The organism is Streptomyces sp. HUAS ZL42 (assembly GCF_040782645.1).
Classification (GTDB): domain Bacteria; phylum Actinomycetota; class Actinomycetes; order Streptomycetales; family Streptomycetaceae; genus Streptomyces.
This window is the reverse complement of record NZ_CP160403.1, coordinates 9,767,916-9,785,291: the sequence shown is the minus strand read 5'-3', so window position 1 is coordinate 9,785,291 and position 17,376 is coordinate 9,767,916. Positions and strand designations below refer to the sequence as shown.

Genomic DNA, 17,376 nt, shown 5'->3' with positions numbered 1-17,376 from the left:
CCGGGCCCTCTGCATGTCTTACGGGAGGGCCGCGGGCGATGTGTCTTCGTCGGTCCAGTCTCCGGTGAACAAGGACGCCACCAGGGTGGCATGCTGCGCGGGAAGTTCACTGGCACGGTGCTTCGTACGGGCTTTCGCGCGCCAGGCACCGATCTTGACCTGATCCCCGTCAACAGTGATCTCCTCGCGGGCGGTGGGGGCACGGCCCTCGCGGTGCAGGAAGAGCTCGAGGATCTGCACGGTCTGGGCGAAGGTGCGGCGGGAGCGGCGGACTGCGGTGAGCGGGTGGCTTTGCGGAGTAACACCGATGGCGGTCAGCAGACTCTGTTGTGGGCGGGCGAGGGTGCGCCAGCGGGTGAGTTGGCGATGCAGCCAGCTGCCGATCTTCACCGATGCCAGAACGCTGTCACGGTCGAGTGCGGCCGGGTCGTTGCCGGCGGCGAGATGTGTGCGCAGCAGAGGTACTTGCGGTGCCAGTCCGCGCCGTGGGGCAGTTGCCAGTCCGGGTCGATGGCCGCGAGGTCGGCGACGCGCGCCGGGGCGAGTTCGGCGCGTGCTGCCGCAGAGCGTTGTTCGGCGAGCCAGGCACCGAGAGGAGTGGTGGCGGGCGCAGCAAGGTGACCGTGGGCACGGTGGTAGTCGGTGGCGGCGGTGATCCGGGCGCGCCAGGCGGCATCGTGCTTGTCCCAGACCATGCCCAGAGCGTCGAGTTCGGCGATCCAGTCGGTGTCCAGGCGGCCGGCTGTGCGGGCGTCGCGCATGGTGGTGATGAAGGTACCCAGGGCGTAGCCGTGGGCGTCGGTGTAGTCGGCGGGGACGTCGAGGTGGTGGTGGGCGTCGTGGTAGGCATGGGCGGCCGCGAGGCCTGCGCGGCGAGCGCGGGAGACGGCGGTGTCGTGGGGGTTAAAGGAGGTGAGGTCGAGGGCGCGGGCGATGTGTTCGGGGTGGACGGTGAAGTCGAAGTGCCAGCGGTGGCGAATTAGCTTGATCTTTATCCTCGCTGCTTTTTCAGGCGGACGTGTTCGGTGAGGGTTTCGATTCGTTTCACGGTCTTCCCAGGCTCGTGACGTGGGGCTGGCCTGCGGTTTTTCGAGCCGGGTGGGCGTCCTGGCCCGGGCCGGGAGGGTTGGGGCACGCCAGCGGGACGGGCGGTCTTCACGCGGAGGTGGCGGAACCCCCGACGGACCCGGGCGGGGGTGAGCCGGCGCGGCGCGGCGGGCCGTTCCCAGGGGCGGCGTGGCCTGGTCGGGGGTGTGCCAGGATTCCGGCTTGGAGAAGGTGGACGCCGCCGTGCTTGCGGGGCTGCCCGCCGCGAGGGGTGGAGCGGCGCGGGCCGGCATCCCGGAGCATGACCCGGTCCGAGCGCAGCCGGCCGACCAGCTCGACGGGCAGGTCGGCCAGGACGTAGGCGAGGCGGGTGACGTCGTAGCCGGTGTCCATCACGACGAGGATGTCCGCATCGCCCGGCCGCCACTGCCGGGCGTGCACCAGCCTCGTGACCACCTCGCGCAGCTGGGCGGCGGTCACCGCCGTGGCGTCGTCGGCCGGCCCCAGCCGGATCGCGTCCAGCACGGCCGTCCAGGACGTGCGCCCCGTCTCCAGCGCGGCGACGAAGGAGTAGGGCCAGCCGGGGATGAACCGATCCGCGCTGCGGCCTCGCCCGTAGACGTGGCAGAACAGCAACTCCGGGCTCGTGGGGGCGTCAGGACGCAGCCAGTGGCTCACATCCACCGCGAGCACGATCCGCCCGTCGGCGGCACGCGGCAGCGGCGTGGAAGCCAGCAGCCTGCGCAGGCGGCGCGGTTCCAGCCAGCCGTGGTTGACCGCGTCGTACATCGCCCCGTGCCCACGCCGCTGCTCGGCCGTGAGCGTCAACTCGACCAGCGACGTCACCGGGCCGTCCGAGCACAGCACCGCGTCGGTGAGCTCGAAGAGCGCATCCGCCCGCGTGTAGAGGCAGTCGTAGAACTGGACACGAAAATGGGACAGGACACCCAACGCGGCGTCAGAGGACTGTTCAACGGCGAGACTCTTCACCAGCGGCCGTTCCTTCACGCGACGTTGCTCGACACCTCGAAGCGTGAAGAACGGCCGCCCTGCTGTCCCGGGAACGAACCAAGATCAGCGGGTCAGGTGAACGGCCTAGGTTAAACGCCAAGCTCAGACGCGGTGTGTCTCAGTCAGCTGCTCCGTGTGAGGCCGGTGATGCGGGCCTGCGGCTGACGGCTGGCTTGTTGCCAGCTCCACCGTCGTGACGCTCACGGCGGGGCCGCCCAGGTGACTACCGGAGCATACGGGGAGCAGTAGTCCGGCTATGTGGCGCGTCTACTCCTATCGTGGAACCGCACAGTGACGATCGGCGCCGAGGCGGGCAGCACATGAGGGAACCGCGGATCGACTACGCGGCGGTCTTCCACGCCCTGCCCGGCATGGTGGCGCTGCTCACCCCCGACCTGGTGTACGCCGACGCCAACGAGGACTTCCTCCGGCTGGCCGGACGCACCCGCGAGCAACTGCTGGGCCGCTACATCTTCGACGTCTTCCCCGAGAACCCGAACGCCCCGGCCGCGGCCGGCATGCGGGAGACACGGGAGTCGATGCTGCGCGTGGTGGCGACCGGCGAGCGCGACACCATGGCGCTGCTGCGCTACGACATCGAGGACTCCGAGCGGCCCGGGCATTGGGTGGAGCACTTCTGGAGCCCGGTCAACGCACCCGTGCTGGGCCCGGACGGACGGGTCGTGCTCATCGTGCACCGGGTCGAGGAGGTCACCGAGCTCATCCGTGCCCGTGACGGCACGGGCAGCGACAGCAGCCGGGCCCGCGTGCTGGAGGCCGAGCTCTACACCCGCTCCCGCGAATTGCAGGAGGTCAACGAGCGCCTGCGTCGGGCCCATGCGCGCGAACGCGAGGTCGCCCTGGCCCTGCAGGCGGCGATGCTTCCCGCCCCGATGCCGGTCGGGCGCCACCGGGCAGCCGTCCGCTACCGGCCCGCCGTCGGCACCCTGAACGTGTGCGGCGACTGGTACGACCTGGTCGACCTGCCCGGCGACCGCATCGCGGTCGCTGTCGGCGACGTCGTCGGCCACGGCCTGGAAGCGGCCGGTGTCATGGGACAGCTGCGCAGCGCGCTGAGCGCGGCCGCCCGTGTCGCCGACGGCCCGGCCCGGGCACTGGACGCCCTCGGGCTGTACGCCCGTCATGTCGCCGGTGCAGAGTCGACCACAGTGGTGAAGACCTACATCGACTGGGACACCCACACCCTCACGTACAGCAGCGCGGGCCACCCACCACCCGCCCTGCTCCACCCCGACGGCACGGTGACCTTCCTCGACCAGGCGACCGATCCGCCGCTCGGTGCACGCCCGGAACACGTTCCCCGGCCGGAGTCCAGTACGGCCTTCGCCGAGGGCGCCACCCTGGTCCTCTACACCGACGGCCTGATCGAACGCCGCGACGAGGACATCGGCGTCGGTCTGGCCCGCCTCGCCGACTCCCTCGTCCGCCACGGCAAAGCCAGCCCCGAGGCCCTTGCCGACGCCCTCCTGGCCGACCTACTCCCACCCACCGGCACCACCGACGACACGGCCCTGGTCATCATCCGCCTGTGACACGTCCCGTCCGGAGCCGAGACACAGGCGCCTCGTCCCCGCTCAGCAACCACTCACGCCGGTGGTCTGGCGGAGCCGAACCAAGACGCCGCCTGCCTGCCCCTTTCCGAGCTAGACCATGCCTGACCAGCGGAAATCAAGCGATCATGTTCGGTTGAGATACGGCTTCTGACGGTCGAGGGGCGGGTTGTTCAGCCGTTGGTTGGGTGTGGGCGGGAGGTAGCCGCTGGTCTGCCCAGCTTTTCCACGAGTCGGCTCCGGTTGGGCCCTGATGGGCGGGGTGGTCTGGGACGTCAGGCCGTCTCGGGTGGGGCGTGAACAGTGGCGAACAACTGGGTCCAGGCGTGCTGCCAGGGCCATCGTCGGGGCAGGTGCAGGGTGAGGCGGCGGGCCGAGCGGGCTATCCGGGCGGGGACGTGGACCAGGTGGCTGCGGAGGGTTGTGGTGGTGGCCTTGGCGTGGAAGACCGAGGCCAGGGTGCCTGCGGCCCGCAGCAGGTTGTAGGACATGGCCCACAGGGTCAGCCAGGCGGCGTTGGCGTTGAACTTCCCCGACGGCAGGTGGGCCAGTGGCCCGGCTTTGCCGTCGGCGATGACCTGTTCGATCACCGCGTGGTGACGGTGCTGCCGTTCGGCCTGGAGGGTTTCGAAGGGGCTGTCGGTGAAGAACGGGTGGTGGCGCCAGACCGGGAACAGCTCGCCCTGCTCGCCGGCGGTGGCGGATCTCCACTTTCATGTCCGGACACTGGACGGACCATCACCCGGTGAATCGAGGCTAAGGCCCAGGGCGGTACTGGAGTCCATGCGGCGTTGCGAGACGAGCAGACGGATAGTGCCGTGTTTCCGTACGCTGCGATGGTGGACTGGACTTCTCCCGTCAGCGCGTTGACCGGTGCTCTGATCGGCATCAGTTCGACCCTACTTGCCGATCGCGCACGGTGGCGACGCGACCGTCAAGACCGGCGACAAGCCGCCCGCAGGGAGATCTACGCTGAGTACCTTACGGCCTTGGCACGTACGCGAAACGGCCTATGGGAGGCAGCACACAGCACCACGCTGTCCCCAGGTGACAGAGCCACCAAAGCGCGGGATGCGTTTCAGACGGGCGGAGTCTATGAGCTCCACAACCTCATTACGATCACCGCTCCGGAAGCCCTGATCCCCCATTCCGAAGCCGTGTTCGACTGCCTGCGCTTTCTCCGCGACAAGATCGAGCAGGGTGCCATCCACGAGGACGACGCCTACCTCCAGCATCGCACGGCTTACCAAGTAGCCCTGCAATCGCTCAGACGAGCGATACGGGAAGACCTCGGGGGCGATGACGCGTGATCACGACTCCGGACAGGCCCCACCAGGACCACGCCGCCGATGCCAGAGACACCACCGTCGCGACGGCATCGCCGACGGCCCGGCCTCGTGCATCCCGTTTGGGGGATGCACGCACCAACGGCCGCCCATCCAAGCACGGTTCCTTGGTGCTGGAACCGTGCAGCTGCAGCAGGTGTGAGTGACGACAACGGCCCTTGTCGCTTCTCTCGAATGGAGAGGTCGCAGATGATCTCACTGCTGGCGGTGATACTCGGAGCGGTCATCGCACTCGCCGCATCCTTGTTGGCGGAGTTGATAAGGACTCGTCGGGAGCGTGCCGCCGTCCTCACCAAGTTGCGCTACGACGCCTACCTCGGTTTCGTCTTGGCGACTGTGCGGGCCAACGACGCCCTGCACGCCATCTCTGTCGGCGACCAGGACGGCAACACCAGTGTCCCCGAGGCGATGCGGGACTCCGGCCTCTACCCTGCGCGGGAACGATTGCTGGTCACAGGATCCCCGGAGATGGTACTCGCGAGCGAGGCCGCGTTCCGCACTCTCTTGGATATCCGCGACGCCGTAGCACAGGGAATGCCTCTGGCCTGGCCCGACTACCGTCCGGCCGCCGACGGGATGGCAAAGGGGGTATGGGCTCTGCGCCTGGCCGCCCGGCGCGAGTTCGACGGCAGGCCGCTGGATCTGGAGCAGCTGTCCGCAGTCCAAAGCGCGGGAATCGCCGAACGCCTCCTGCCGCTGCCGGATCCCGGGCCTTGACCGATGGCGCGACGCGGGCAGCAGCGCAGCTTGACCAAGATCTTCCAGGTCTTGAGAGTGGCGATCGCTTGTTCGCCGCGGCGTGGATCTTGCCGGCTCGTCTGGGCCTCACCCGCCCTGCCGGGCGCGGTGACCACCCACGCGGCACCAGGTACGGCGGTGAAGTCCTGGTAGGTCCACAGGGTATGCGGCAGCGGGACGGCACTCCACCCTCCCGCAGACCGGCGCAGGATCTCCCCCGCCCCTGCCCGATTGTGGAAGATCCACACCTCCTCGCCGACGAACTGCACCTTTCCGAGCCAGCCCAGCTCACCGGCGCCGGGGAGGGTGGTGTCCCGGCTCCACGCCGTGCCGTCCCACCGGTACAGCAACGGCCGCAGACCATCGGCGGCTTGCTCGTATCCGGTCGCCCACGCCTCGCCCGGCCCGCGGGCGGCGAGATCGGACACGGTCATCGGCGGGCCCGCTGCCGGTACCGGCAGCGCCGACGGGCGCCGCAGCCGCGGCGGGCGTGACGGCCGCGGTCGGTGACACCACCGCGGCACAGGCGAGCACAAGGCCGACGATGACCGCACGGAGACCGTTCACGAGACCCCCCAGTACGCGAAGGCCGCAGAGCCTATGGGCGTTCACCCAACCGTGAACAGACGGCATCCGGCCATCACGGTTCCCTCTGAACACCCACCGTGTCGTGCGACTCCTGCAGCCACGAGCGTAGTTCGTCGTCCAGGTCGGACTTCCAGCCCCAGTCGGTCCGGCGACTCCGACACCGACCTGGTGCTGTGCAGGAGACGGCACTGCTCCAGGACCTGTTCGCGGACGGTCGAACGGGCGTATTAAATGGTGGTCGACGCGTTCCGCTCCCCCGCAGGCCGCGCCGCGAACGCGACGCGGCGGTGGGCCCGGCGGAGCGCGCGGCGGGCCATGTAGGGGTGGACACGGCGCACCACCGCGAAGTAGAGCCGACCGCGCGTGTTGTGCAGCCGCACGGCGGTGGCCAGCGTCACAGAGTCGTCGTCGACCAAGACCGAGGCGCGGAAGTCCAGGTGGGACGCGTCCTCGCCGAGCATGAGCTCGTGGTCCTCGGTGCCCCGCTCGGTGAAGGGCAGCACGTGTCGCCAGGCCCGCGGGTCACGAGGCATGCCAGGGGCGAGCGGCATACGCCAGGCGTCGGTGAAGTCGGGCCGCTCGAAGGCGCCATGGAGCAGCCGGGCGTTCGTCGGGACCGGCAACCCGGTCGGACGGACCCATAGCAGCCGGTTGACCAGCAGGGCTCGCCGCGGTCGGCGGGCCGGCGGGTGCGGCAGGGAGCCGAGGGCGGCCCGCTCGGCATTGTCGAAGATCTCCTCGACCATCGTGTCGTGCACCGGCTCGATCGCCAGCTTGAAGAAGGCGAATCTGCCCGCGGTCATGGTCACTTCGAGGACGTGGGAGATCCGGCAGCGGTCGGGGCCGAGGGGCTCGACGTCAAGCCGGTGGTAGCCGGTGCCGAGGCCGTCCTCGGTCATGTCGAAGCGGACAGACCGCCTGGGCTCGTAGGCGGTCACCCGGTAGTGGATCCGGCCGTGGCCGCCGTCGGCGCCTAGGGCGAGGGGGCGGTCGAGGACCATCGCGGGCCAGACCGGGGTGGGGAAGAGTGGGTCGTCCGGCGCGGAGAGCCGGTCGACGAGGGCGCCGACGGCCTCGGCCGGAGCCTGGACGATCCGCTCGTGAACGTTGCGTAGCGTGCGCATGCCGCGCATACCCCACCTCCATACGGGAGCGTATGTTCGACCGTACGGTAGCGTACGGAAATATGCACGAGCAGCCCGCCCCCCAGAAACGGCCCACCCGCAAGCGCCTCAGCGCCGACGACTGGGCGGACGCGGCCCTGGCCGCACTCGCCGAACGCGGCCTCGCAGGGGTCGCCGTGGAACCGCTCGCGGCCCGCCTGGGAACGACCAAGGGCAGCTTTTACTGGCACTTCGCCAACCGGGACGCGCTCGTGGCGGCGGCCCTCGCCCGCTGGGAGGAGTTGTCCACCGAGCGGATCATCCAGAGCATGGAGGCCGCCGAACCCGACCCCGCCGCCCGGCTCGGCGCGCTCCTGCGCGGGGCGACCGCCTCGGCCGCCGAGGACCCCCTGGAGGTGCGGCTGCTCGCCGCCGCTGACCACCCCGAGGTCGCAGCGGCGCTCGCCCGCGTCACCGAGCGCCGGGTCGGCTACCTCGCCCACCTCTTCGAACTGCTCGACTTCCCACCGTCCGAGGCCCGTCGGCGCGGCATCCTCGCCTACACCAGCTACGTCGGCCATGCCCAACTGGCCCACGCCGTCCCGGGTTCCGTGCCGACCGACCCCGCGTACCTGGCTGCCGTGATGACCGCACTGCTCAAGCCCTGACCGGCCCGAGTTCGGGTCCGGGCCGTCGTCGTTCCTGCGCAGCCGGTAAACAGTCCGGCCATCCGCTCCGCCGCCGGGGTCATCGGAAGAGGCCAAGCGACTGCGGTGTAGAGCGCGCGACGAGTTGGATAGTTGGGTCAGTCTGGACGACGGACACTTCACCGTACGCGGCATACTCGCGCAAGGCATCCGATCGCCTCTCTCATGGTTTCGAGCTGCGACAGCGGCGCCTACGGAAAAGCGCCCTGTCGGATCCCGCTCCTTTGCCCTACTCCCTTGAGCAAGGTCGGCCCGCGTCCAACCCTTTGCCGGCATTGGCCATTGAGGTTGCGGATCGTGGACGGCACGCTGATCTGACCACAGAAGCTATGTCGCAACGCTGGGCTGCGCGTTCGTGAGCCAGGTGCTGAAGTCCTGCGCGTTGCCATTGAAGACATCGAGATCCACGGCGTTGTCGATGCCGGCGACCCTGCCGGTCTCGGAGTGCTGCCAGATCGTCCAGTGGGGGAAGGCCAGGTTTCCGGTTCTGTCTTCCGGCAGCGGCGGCACCTGGGTCACGTCACGATACGCGGCGAGCCAAAGGTCCAGGGCGGGCAAGCTGCCCAGGTTTCCCTGGAGTGCGTCGACCCCGCGCCTGCTCATGTAGAGCAACGGCCGGTAGCCCGTCGCCTCGCGGACGCCCTCGCACCACTCCCAGATGTGCCGCCAGGCATCCGTGACGCCCAGGTCGGTGATGATCTCCACGAGGTCGTCGTACTCGACGTCCAGCGCCGGTGGCAGATCGCCGGTGCGCAGGGTGACGTGGTCCAGGAAGTTGTGCACCTGTGCGGCGGCCGTGCTGGACGTGGGGCGTTTGAGCAGGTGGTAGGCGCCACGGGGGATTCCGGCAGCCAGGGCTCCGGCCCAGTTCTTGTCGAACCAGGCGTCCCGCCAGGTGGCTCCCTCGGTCGCCTTGATGACGGCGAAGCCCTTGCCTGCGGTCGCGACCTGCGCCCAGTCGATCGACCCCTGGTAGTGGGAGACGTCGATGCCCGGCACCGTGTCGGCGACCGGTACGAAGAGGTAGCCCCACGGCTTCTGGCCGAAGACCCCGACCTTCGCCGGAGATCCGGGCGCGGCCGGCACCGGAGGGGGCGTCGGGGACTGCGCGGAACGGGACAGCGTGGCCGGACTCTCCACGCCGATCAGGGAGACCGGTCGTCCGCTTCCGGTCTGCGCCCCGGCGCGGAACGCATCGTCCAGGGCGCCGTCCACGGCCAGGCGCTGGAGTGTCGTGAGCTCCGAAGGCGTGACGGCGGCCTCGAAGACCAGCGTGTAGACCGCGATGTAGTTCTCGACCAGCCCGGTCCGCTTCACCTCCTCGACGGTCCGGCCGTCTGCGAGCATCCGGCGAATGCTGGGCGAGGGATACGGGTGATGCGGATCGGTCGGTCCGATCCGCCGTCCCACCCAGTGGATGACCGACGCCGGCGCTTCCGCGGCGGTGATCTGGGCGTCGAGTTGTGCGGTACGGCGGCCGAGCAGGCTCCCGACCCAGGCGCGCGCCTGGCGGAAGCCCTCCGCCACCCGGGCGTCGAGGTCCGCCGTGGAAATGGCCCCAGTCAGGAGCAGGCCTGCCAGATGCCGGCCGGCGTCCTCGACGATGAGGTCGTTGATCGGATCGTGTCCGAAGACGTCCCAGAGCTCCTGATGCCACAACTCGTAGCCGATGAAGAGATCCCGGAGCAGATCGCGCGGGACCGCGCCGAAGCGCACCCCGGTCGCCCAGTGCATCAGCTGACTCGTGTTGATGCCGTTGTTCGACCGCAGATCGGCCTCGGTCACGAGGGTGCGGCCGTGTGTACAGTCGAGTTCGTCGACGGTCCGGCGGCCGATCAGGAACGGCAGATCGATGTACGGCAGCGTACGGCGGTTCGCAACCGTGATGATCTCGGTGGCGCTACCGAAGTTGTCCGGCAGGTCGCCGACTCCCGGAAGCAGGCGCAGCCAGGCCGGGATGGGGCTGTCGTTGTACTGCGGGGTCGCGTCCTCCCACTGGTCCGGCGCGCCGCACACCTCGGTGACCGTCCCCGAGGTGTTCTGCGCCCCGATGGCCCCCGCGGCCGCCCTGCCGCCCTCCGCGGCCGGCGAGGCGAGGTACGAAGGCAGGTAGCGGCCGCGCAGCACGGTCATGAAGTTCGAGACGGGCGGCATGGCTATGCCGGCGGCCGCACGGCGTGCCGCCTCGGACTTGATGTGCTCGAGCACCTCCGCCACCTGTGTGTCGATGCCGAGCGCTAGGGCGGCCGGCCGGCCGAGTGTGGTGACGGTGTACTGGAGGCGGGCGAAGGCCTCGAAGGGCGAGAGCCCGGCGGTCACGCCCACCTCCCCCGCGACGCCGACCATGCCACCGGTGCTGGGTGAGATGAGCACGTGTGCGGCCACTCCGAAGCCGAGTCCGGTGTCGGCCGTGGCGCCCGCCGTGATCATCGAGCCGGAGAAGACCTCGGGTCCGCCGAAGACGACCGTGGCCGACATCGTGAGCGAGATGCTCATGACGGCTCCCAGCAGGGCGGAGACATTGCCGTAGTAGCCGATCCGGTGGTCGGGCGCGATCACCACGCCGGCCTCGGCGCCCACCCCGATCCCGAGCCCGCCCGCGACGCTCGGTCCGATGCCGATGGTCACTTCGTAGGTGTCGGCGACGGAGCGCAGGGCGGGGAGCAGCGGGCCGAGCACGGTGCCGGAGAGGGCGGCCGCGACCAGTTCCTCCTGCCAGCGCTCCAGGAGGTGGACGGGCGGAAGTTCCACCGTGGACCGTCCGTCGTCGAGCGCGCGGGCGCGGGGCAGTCCGAGCGCCGTCGGTGTCGATGGGCCCGCCAGCTCGGCGAGGAAGGCTTCGATGTCCCCCTCGGGCACGCCTCGTGACCGCAGCGACGCGACGGTCTGCTCCACCTCCGGGGTACGGACCGAAGACGCATCCGGGGTGCGGGCCGCTGGTGCGTCCGCCGCGCGGCTCGAGGGAGCGGCCGTCGGAGGCAACTGGGCCTCAATGGCCTCGGCCACGGCCGTCGCCACCCGGTCGAGGAAGGGAACGCTTGCGGCCTGCCGGGCGCGGGCGGGATTGGTCAGGTCGAACAGCTCCGCGAGCGCGGCCAGGGTGGCCGGGGCGTGCCGGTCGGCGAGCAGCACACCGAGGTCCGCCTCCACCACTCCCCCTTCCGCGGCCCCGGTGACCCGCCCGACCGCCTGTTGCAGGGCGCGTCCGAAGGCCTCCTGGCGCGGACCGCCGGCGCGCCGGACGTAGACCTCGGTCGTGTCCCGGGCGGGATCGACGTGCCCGTTGCAGTGCAACGAGACGAAGATGTCTGCATCCATGGCCCGGGCGAAACCCGCCCGGGCCGCGAGCGACAGGTTGGAGTCGCTGTCGCGGGTGAGGTAGACGGTGGCGCGGTGCGCGAGCCGTTCACGCACCCGGCGCGCAATGTCGAGGTTCACGTCCTTCTCCAGCAGGCCGCCCCCGCTGGTGTTGTTGGGCGAGGAGGCGCCCTCCTCGGCGTGGCCTCCGTGGCCCGGGTCGAGAACCACCACTGGGGTGCGTGCGGTCATGGCGGGCGTCTCCTCGTTCTCGGTCTCGCACCTTCACTGGTCCGGCCGGCCCGGCGCGGCGACCGGATTGGCGGCCGGGTTGGGGGTGGCGGCCTGGATCCGGCCGATCGCGTCGGTGTCGGCGAACCGTTCGAGCGGGAAAGTCTCGCTCTTGAACTTGAGGTCGAGTTCTCCACTGAGGTCCACGTCGACGTTGATCTCGTCGGAACTGACTTGCTTGGCCGTCTTCACGTAGGCCACGCTCGTACGGGCCGCGCCGCCGCCGAAGCCGAACCATCCGGCCGCCACCGAGTCGTGGCGGGCGTCGAACTGGCTGGCGCTCTCGGCGGCCGCCGTGTCCCGGGCGTCTATGTGGAAGTCCAGCTTCGCCCGGACCCGGCCGCTGGTCACCACGATCCGGTTGATGCCCATCAGCACCATCGTGGACAGCACCTGGTGCCGGTTCTGGGCCAGTTGCCTGCGAGCCGCGGGCACCAGCACATTCTCGACGGTGTCGTCGTCGAGGTCGGTGTCCTCCTCGACTCCGAGATCGGTCCGGAAGTCGGGCCGGGGCAGATCGCCCGCGCCCTGGCGGGCACGCGCTCGCGCGGTCTCGCCGGAGGCGTCCACCGCAATGTGCGCGGGATAGCGGGCCGCGAGATAGTCGCGGGCCTGGTTGTCGGTGATGTTGTCCGCCATGAACTGGTCCACCGTCTTGGCCACGTTGGCGAGCAGTTCCCCGTACGCCTCCATCTGCTGGATCGATGCGGTGACGACCGCGTCGAAGGTGCCGCGGATCAGGTCGGCGACGAAGCCCGGGAAGTCGATCGCGTCCAGCGTGTCCCGGGTGACCGATGCCACCTCCCCTACGGCACGGGGCGCGAACCCGGTGGTGTCGTCGGCCGCGGCCCTGGCCCGCGGGGCCTGACTCCGGTTGCGCAGCACCGGGGTCTGGCCGATGCGCTGCGCCTGCCCGAAGCCGTCGTGCAGGAGGGCAGCACTGTAGGCGGCGATCTTGGTGAGATCGTGTTCCATGGCCCGGCGTCGTTCCTCGGCCAGGTCGTAGTAGGCGGGGCTGCGTTGCAGGAGAGCGCGGACCTGCGTGCCGACCAGGTCCTCCACGGCGGGAGTGACGCGTACGCCAGCGGGATCGGGGCGCGTGGCGAAGGGGCCGTGCAGGGGGCTCTGCCAGGGGGTGCCGTCGGCCGGGAGCTGTCGACTGGTCATGATCCGCGCTCCTGTGCCGGGGCGGTGGGGATAGCGGCGGGAGCCTCGGCCTTCGCGGGCGCGCCAGGATTCTCCGGCTTTACGGTCGCCGGCGGTTCTGCGGGCGCCGCGGGCCTCGGGGAGGCCGTCGGTTCCGCGGAGGCTGGGGGCTTCGAGGGTGCCGCCGGCTTATCGGGGGCTGCCGGCTTCGGGGGTGCCGTGGGCTTCATGGGGGCCACTGGATTCGCCGGAGCGGGTCGGACCGGTGCGGGAGGTACCGGAGCCGCCGGTGGTGCGGGCATCTCGCCGATGGGGCGTACCGGTGTCAGCGGAGCGCGGGGGGCCACCTCGGGCCGGATCGGCGCGCTCTGCCCCCAGGGCGGTGGATTGTTCTCGGGCACGGGGGTGTTGGCTCGGATCGCGTCCGCTCCGCCCGAGTCGACGAACCGCTCCAGCGGGAACACGTCCGACCGGAAGTGGATCTCGACCTCGCCGGTGAGATCCGCGGCGACATTGAGCTGGCTGTCGCTCTGGGTACGAGTCGAGTTGACGTATCCGACCGAGACCGAGGCGGACGCCGACCACGGCCCGAAACCGTACGACCCCGAGGCGGACGTCCTGAAGTCGAAGTCGCTGGCGCGCTGTTGGGCGGCGCGGTCGGTGGTGTCGACGTGGAACGACATCGTCGCCCGGATCTTTCCCCCGCTGACGACGATCCGGTTGATGCCCATCAGAACGAGCATCGACAGTGTCTGCAGTCGGCTCTGCGCCAGCTTGCGGCGGGCGGCCGGTACCAGGACCTCCTCGTACGCCGCCTCGTCCCCGACGTCCACGTCGTCAGGGAGGGCGAGCGCCTCGCGCCAGCCCGGGGAGGTGTCGTCGTCCGTGCCGTGGGGTGCGACCAGGCGGGCCTCCCCGGGCGCGAGCGCGATCTCGGCCGGGTAGCGCTGCACGAGCCAGTCCCGGGCCTGGTTGTCGGTGATGTTGTCGGCCATGAACTGGTCGACGGTCTTGGCGACGTCCTCGAGCAGCCGGGTGTAGGCCTCCATCTGCTGGATCGAACTGTCCACGATCGCCTTGAAGCTGCCCCGGATCAGATCCGCGACGAACTCGGGGAAGGAGATGGCCTGCACCGTCGCCCGGGTGATCCTGGCGACCTGGTCCGCGGCGGCGGGCGCGAACTCGTCGGCCGCGGCAAGTGCGGCGACGGGGCGTACGACTCTGACCGGGCGCTGCCCGAGTCGGCCGCTCTGGGCCCAGTCGTCGCGCAGACACTCGGCCGCGTACCCGGCGACCTTGACCATGTGGTGTTCGATCGAGGCCCGGTCGGGTGCGGACAGCTGGTGGAAGCTGGGCGCGGCCGAGAGCAGTGCCCTCACCTGGTCGCGCACCAACTGCCGGGTGGCGCTCGCCGGCTGGATGCCGGAGGGGTTCGGCACATCGTCGAACGGGCTGGGCAGGGCCGTCGCCGTGGCGGGAGGTGACGTCATCTCACCTCGCTCCCTCGCGTGCGAAGCCGGTGCTCAGCAGCCACAGTTCAGCCGCCTCGAGCACGGAGGCCGTCGGCTCGCCCGTGTCGGCCTGCGGCGAGCCGGCCCACCCGATGAGCTGCTGGCCGGACTGGCCCATAAGGACATGGCGGTCGATGTCTGGTGCCTCTCCCTGCCACATCGCTCGTACGACGTCCCACAGATCGGAGCCGGCCACGAGGGCGAGCACTCCCGGATGCCCCAGCAGCTCGTGGCTCGCCCGCACCTGCGCCGCGATGCGGCGGGCGGCGGCCACGGTGTTGCCGTGCTGCCGCACCGCCAGGTTGGTGCGCAGGTGACGTGTCGCCAGGGTGACGGCGCCGCGTCGTGCGGAGCCGGTCGGGCCGGACAGGTGTGCGGCCGCGCCCCACGCGGTGACGGCGGAGCAGAACCCGACGAGCAGTTGCCCGAACTCGCGGTTGTCGGGGGCGTTCCCGGAACTCGCGCGCCCCAGTCCGAAAACGCGGGCGTAGAGCTGGTCCCGGGCCTCGGCGGGGTACCACTCGCGTGCCTCGACGGCGAGCCGGTCCAGCAGCTCGGCCGCCGACGCGGACGTGATGTCCAGCTCGAACCTGCTGCCGATGAGCAGTTCGGCGACGCGCAGCATGCCGGTCTGCTCCAGTTGGGCGATCAGGTAGAGGCCGCCCAGCATCTCCATGGTGCGGGCGTCGATGTCCGCGGAGCCGTCGGTGCCGATCACGGGCAGTTCGAGGCGGAAAGGGTCTTCGGCGGTGGCCCTCGCCACGGGCGTGAGCCATCTGCCGGCGCGTTCGGCCGCCAGGATGGATGCGCCCAGGTCGAGAACCCGTCCGGTCATGCCGTCCCGCTCCCCGCGGTGGGCGGCCGGGGCCCGCTGGTCGGCAGTGTCGGTTCCTGGAGTCCGAGCAACTTGGTCATGTCCTGCAGCGGGAACGTCTCGCTCCTGAAGCGCACGTTGACGTCGCCGGTGAGTTTCGCCTTCAGTTCGTCGCTCGCCTCGGAGCTGTCGGTCTGCGTGGTGGTGACGGTGAACTGGCTGGTGTGCTTCTCCTCCCAGGTCGGGGAGAACCATCCGGAGAAGAATCCGCTCTTGCTCTTCCCTTCGCTCTTGCCGTCGAAGTTCGTCGCCCGTGTCCCGTTCGCGGTGACGGAGTCCCTCGTGTCCAGCTCGAAGATCACCGCGGCCTTGATGGATCCGTCGGTGACGACGAGACGGTTGATCCCCATCATGACCATCATCAGGAGCATGCGCTGGCGGTCGATCGCCATCTGCTGCCGTGCCGCCGGCATCAGCACCTGCTCGGGAGTCTCCTCGTCCAGCGACTCGACCGGCATGTCGAGTCCCAGGTCCTTGAAGAAGTCGGGCAGGTTGCTCTCGTCCGCGGCCGGTTTGGGCTTCACCTGAGGTGTCGGCGTGGAGAGGTCGACCTGGAGATGGTCCGGGTAGCGCTCGGCGAGGTAGTCGCGGGCCTGATTCTCCGTGACGTTGTCCTTCATGTACTCGTCGACGCTCTTGGAGACGTTTTTCACCAGTTCGGCGAAGGCTTCCATCTGCTGGATCGAGGAGTCGACGATCGCCTGGAAGACCCCCTGGATCAGCCCCGACACGAAGGCCGGGAAGTCCACCGACGACACCAGGTTGGCCAGACTCCTGGTGCCTGCCGCGGCGGCCACCGCACCGCCCTGTCCCGCGAAGCGGGCACCGGCCGTGTCCGGCGGTGACCCCGTGTCCTGAGCGAGCGCCCTCGCCGCGTCCCTCCCGAAGTCCCGCTCGGCGTCCTCGCTCGTCAGCACCCCGAGCGGCGCCCCTGCCGTCTGCCCGCCGGCATCGGCGAGGTATTGGCCGACGTTGACCATGTCGTGCGCGAGCCGGCGCCGCTGGGGTTCGTCCAACGCACGGTAGGCGGGGCTCCGTAGCAGCACATCGCGCACCTGCTCGCGAACCAAGGGCACCGTCGGCGGGACGGCCGCCGTCATGACCGCGGGTCCCATGGAGAGCGTCCCGCGACAGCGGCGGACACGGTCGACGGCCGGGGCGCAGGCGCAGGGGTGGACTCCTCCGTCACGACGCTGGGCCGCATGTCGAGGGCGAGGCACGGACCGCCGTGAGGACGTGCGGTGACCGAGAGCACGGACAGGGAGCCCGGCGACAGGTTGCTCTGCGGTGTCATGGCCACCACCCACTGCTCCAGCGCGGCGAGGCTCTGCGGCCGCTCCACAAGCTGCAGTTGGAGCAGTGAGCTCACGTTCGCCGGTACGTCGGGGATGCCTTCGAGGTCCACGTCGAGCCGCATCTCCATCCCCGCCCGGGTCGGCCTCAGGCTGATGAGCGCGGTGTCGGGCGGCAGAGTGAAGCGGGCGCCCAGGACGAAGGCGAGCGCGTTCACCACCCTGGTGTGCTGGTCCCCGAGGCCCAACCGGTCCATCAGCGGCCGAAGTTCGGAGAGCCGCAGTGCGCCCTCGACCCGGAAGGAGACCTCCTGACTGCCGAAGGTCCTGGCGCACCGCACCGTGGTCAGTGCGGGCCGGAGCGAGGGCATCGCGTCCATGGCCGCCTGGACGGTGTCGTGGATCTGCCGGGCCAGGGCATCGGTGGTCTGCGGACCCCAGCTGTAGGTGACCTGTGCCTCCTGCACCCCGTCGCGGTCGAAGCCCGAAGTGACCCACGCGTCGCCGTGGTCGGTGCGCAGGGCCTCGGTACGGCCGTCCAGCCAGCGCACCGCCTGCGGCCCGAAGTTCCGGCCAGTGATGAGGCGCATCGCCCGGGTGGCGCCACCGACCCTGTCCAGGACGGTCGCCTCTGGATCGCCCATGGTCATGCCCAGTTCGAGCCGGCGCGGGGTGCGCTCCGAGAAGTGGGTCTCGAACGCGTGCGGCCGGCGGTACTCCGCGGCCCCGGGCGGCAGGTGCAGCGACTCGTCGATGAACGGCGCCAGCTGCTCGACCGGGTCGGCGGTGCGCAGGATGCGGCTGGCGCTGGACAGCAGTCGCTTGGCTCCCGTGGCGGCGCTGGTCATCGCCCG

General features: G+C 70.2%; 13 protein-coding genes and 2 pseudogenes. 4 read left to right on the top strand and 11 right to left on the bottom strand.

Annotation, left to right across the window (positions count from 1 at the left end; translation table 11 throughout):
• Positions 1-18: 18 nt before the first annotated feature.
• The 3 genes and pseudogenes from ABZO29_RS44870 to ABZO29_RS44860 all read right to left on the bottom strand — a co-directional run bounded on the left by ABZO29_RS44870 (position 19) and on the right by ABZO29_RS44860 (position 1,998).
• A complete protein-coding gene (locus tag ABZO29_RS44870; RefSeq protein WP_367325946.1) occupies positions 19-390 on the bottom strand; it encodes a hypothetical protein in 372 nt (123 codons plus the stop codon).
• The gene (locus tag ABZO29_RS44865; protein WP_367326411.1) at positions 387-935 is read right to left on the bottom strand and encodes a helicase associated domain-containing protein; all 549 of its coding nucleotides are present in this window, start codon (positions 933-935) and stop codon (positions 387-389) included. The genes ABZO29_RS44870 and ABZO29_RS44865 overlap by 4 nt, the downstream gene beginning before the upstream one ends.
• A gap of 56 nt (positions 936-991) precedes the next feature.
• A pseudogene (locus ABZO29_RS44860) lies at positions 992-1,998 on the bottom strand (transposase).
• 380 nt (positions 1,999-2,378) lie between these two features.
• On the opposite strand from ABZO29_RS44860, the gene ABZO29_RS44855 reads away from it, so the two are divergent.
• Positions 2,379-3,611 carry a PP2C family protein-serine/threonine phosphatase gene (locus ABZO29_RS44855; RefSeq protein ID WP_367325945.1) on the top strand — a complete coding sequence of 411 codons (1,233 nt, stop codon included), beginning with the start codon at positions 2,379-2,381 and terminating at the stop codon, positions 3,609-3,611.
• 293 nt (positions 3,612-3,904) lie between these two features.
• On the opposite strand, the pseudogene ABZO29_RS44850 reads toward ABZO29_RS44855, so the two are convergent.
• Positions 3,905-4,315: pseudogene (locus ABZO29_RS44850) on the bottom strand (transposase); the annotation flags it as partial.
• 150 nt (positions 4,316-4,465) lie between these two features.
• Here ABZO29_RS44850 and ABZO29_RS44845 point away from each other — a divergent pair.
• Positions 4,466-4,939, top strand: coding sequence for a hypothetical protein (locus tag ABZO29_RS44845; RefSeq protein ID WP_367325944.1), 474 nt, complete (start codon positions 4,466-4,468; stop codon positions 4,937-4,939).
• Between the two features lie 225 nt (positions 4,940-5,164).
• Positions 5,165-5,692 carry a hypothetical protein gene (locus ABZO29_RS44840; RefSeq protein ID WP_367325943.1) on the top strand — a complete coding sequence of 176 codons (528 nt, stop codon included), beginning with the start codon at positions 5,165-5,167 and terminating at the stop codon, positions 5,690-5,692.
• Between the two features lie 836 nt (positions 5,693-6,528).
• On the opposite strand, the gene ABZO29_RS44835 is transcribed toward ABZO29_RS44840, so the two are convergent.
• Entirely contained in the window at positions 6,529-7,434 is a 906-nt protein-coding gene (locus ABZO29_RS44835) for a DUF2867 domain-containing protein (protein WP_367325942.1), read from the bottom strand.
• 53 nt (positions 7,435-7,487) lie between these two features.
• Between ABZO29_RS44835 and ABZO29_RS44830 the strand changes: the two genes are divergently transcribed.
• Positions 7,488-8,072, top strand: a complete 585-nt coding sequence (locus ABZO29_RS44830) for a TetR/AcrR family transcriptional regulator (RefSeq protein ID WP_367325941.1) — start codon at positions 7,488-7,490, stop codon at positions 8,070-8,072.
• Between the two features lie 366 nt (positions 8,073-8,438).
• Here the strand turns inward: ABZO29_RS44830 and ABZO29_RS44825 are convergent, their stop codons facing one another.
• Genes ABZO29_RS44825 through ABZO29_RS44800 form a run of 6 tightly spaced genes read right to left on the bottom strand, consistent with a single transcriptional unit; the run spans position 8,439 to position 17,370 of the window.
• On the bottom strand, positions 8,439-11,660 hold the full coding sequence (locus tag ABZO29_RS44825) for a GH25 family lysozyme (RefSeq protein ID WP_367325940.1): 3,222 nt from the start codon (positions 11,658-11,660) through the stop codon (positions 8,439-8,441).
• Positions 11,661-11,693: 33 nt separating this feature from the next.
• Entirely contained in the window at positions 11,694-12,866 is a 1,173-nt protein-coding gene (locus tag ABZO29_RS44820; RefSeq protein WP_367325939.1) for a hypothetical protein, read from the bottom strand.
• Positions 12,863-14,335, bottom strand: a complete 1,473-nt coding sequence (locus ABZO29_RS44815; RefSeq protein WP_367325938.1) for a hypothetical protein — start codon at positions 14,333-14,335, stop codon at positions 12,863-12,865. Before ABZO29_RS44815 ends, ABZO29_RS44820 begins: the two co-directional genes overlap by 4 nt.
• A 1-nt stretch (position 14,336) precedes the next feature.
• Positions 14,337-15,191, bottom strand: coding sequence for a hypothetical protein (locus ABZO29_RS44810; protein WP_367325937.1), 855 nt, complete (start codon positions 15,189-15,191; stop codon positions 14,337-14,339).
• Positions 15,188-16,345 (bottom strand): hypothetical protein, encoded by a 1,158-nt coding sequence (locus ABZO29_RS44805; protein ID WP_367325936.1) that lies wholly within the window; start codon positions 16,343-16,345, stop codon positions 15,188-15,190. The genes ABZO29_RS44810 and ABZO29_RS44805 overlap by 4 nt, the downstream gene beginning before the upstream one ends.
• A complete protein-coding gene (locus ABZO29_RS44800) occupies positions 16,327-17,370 on the bottom strand; it encodes a hypothetical protein (RefSeq protein WP_367325935.1) in 1,044 nt (347 codons plus the stop codon). The genes ABZO29_RS44805 and ABZO29_RS44800 overlap by 19 nt, the downstream gene beginning before the upstream one ends.
• Positions 17,371-17,376: the final 6 nt, after the last annotated feature.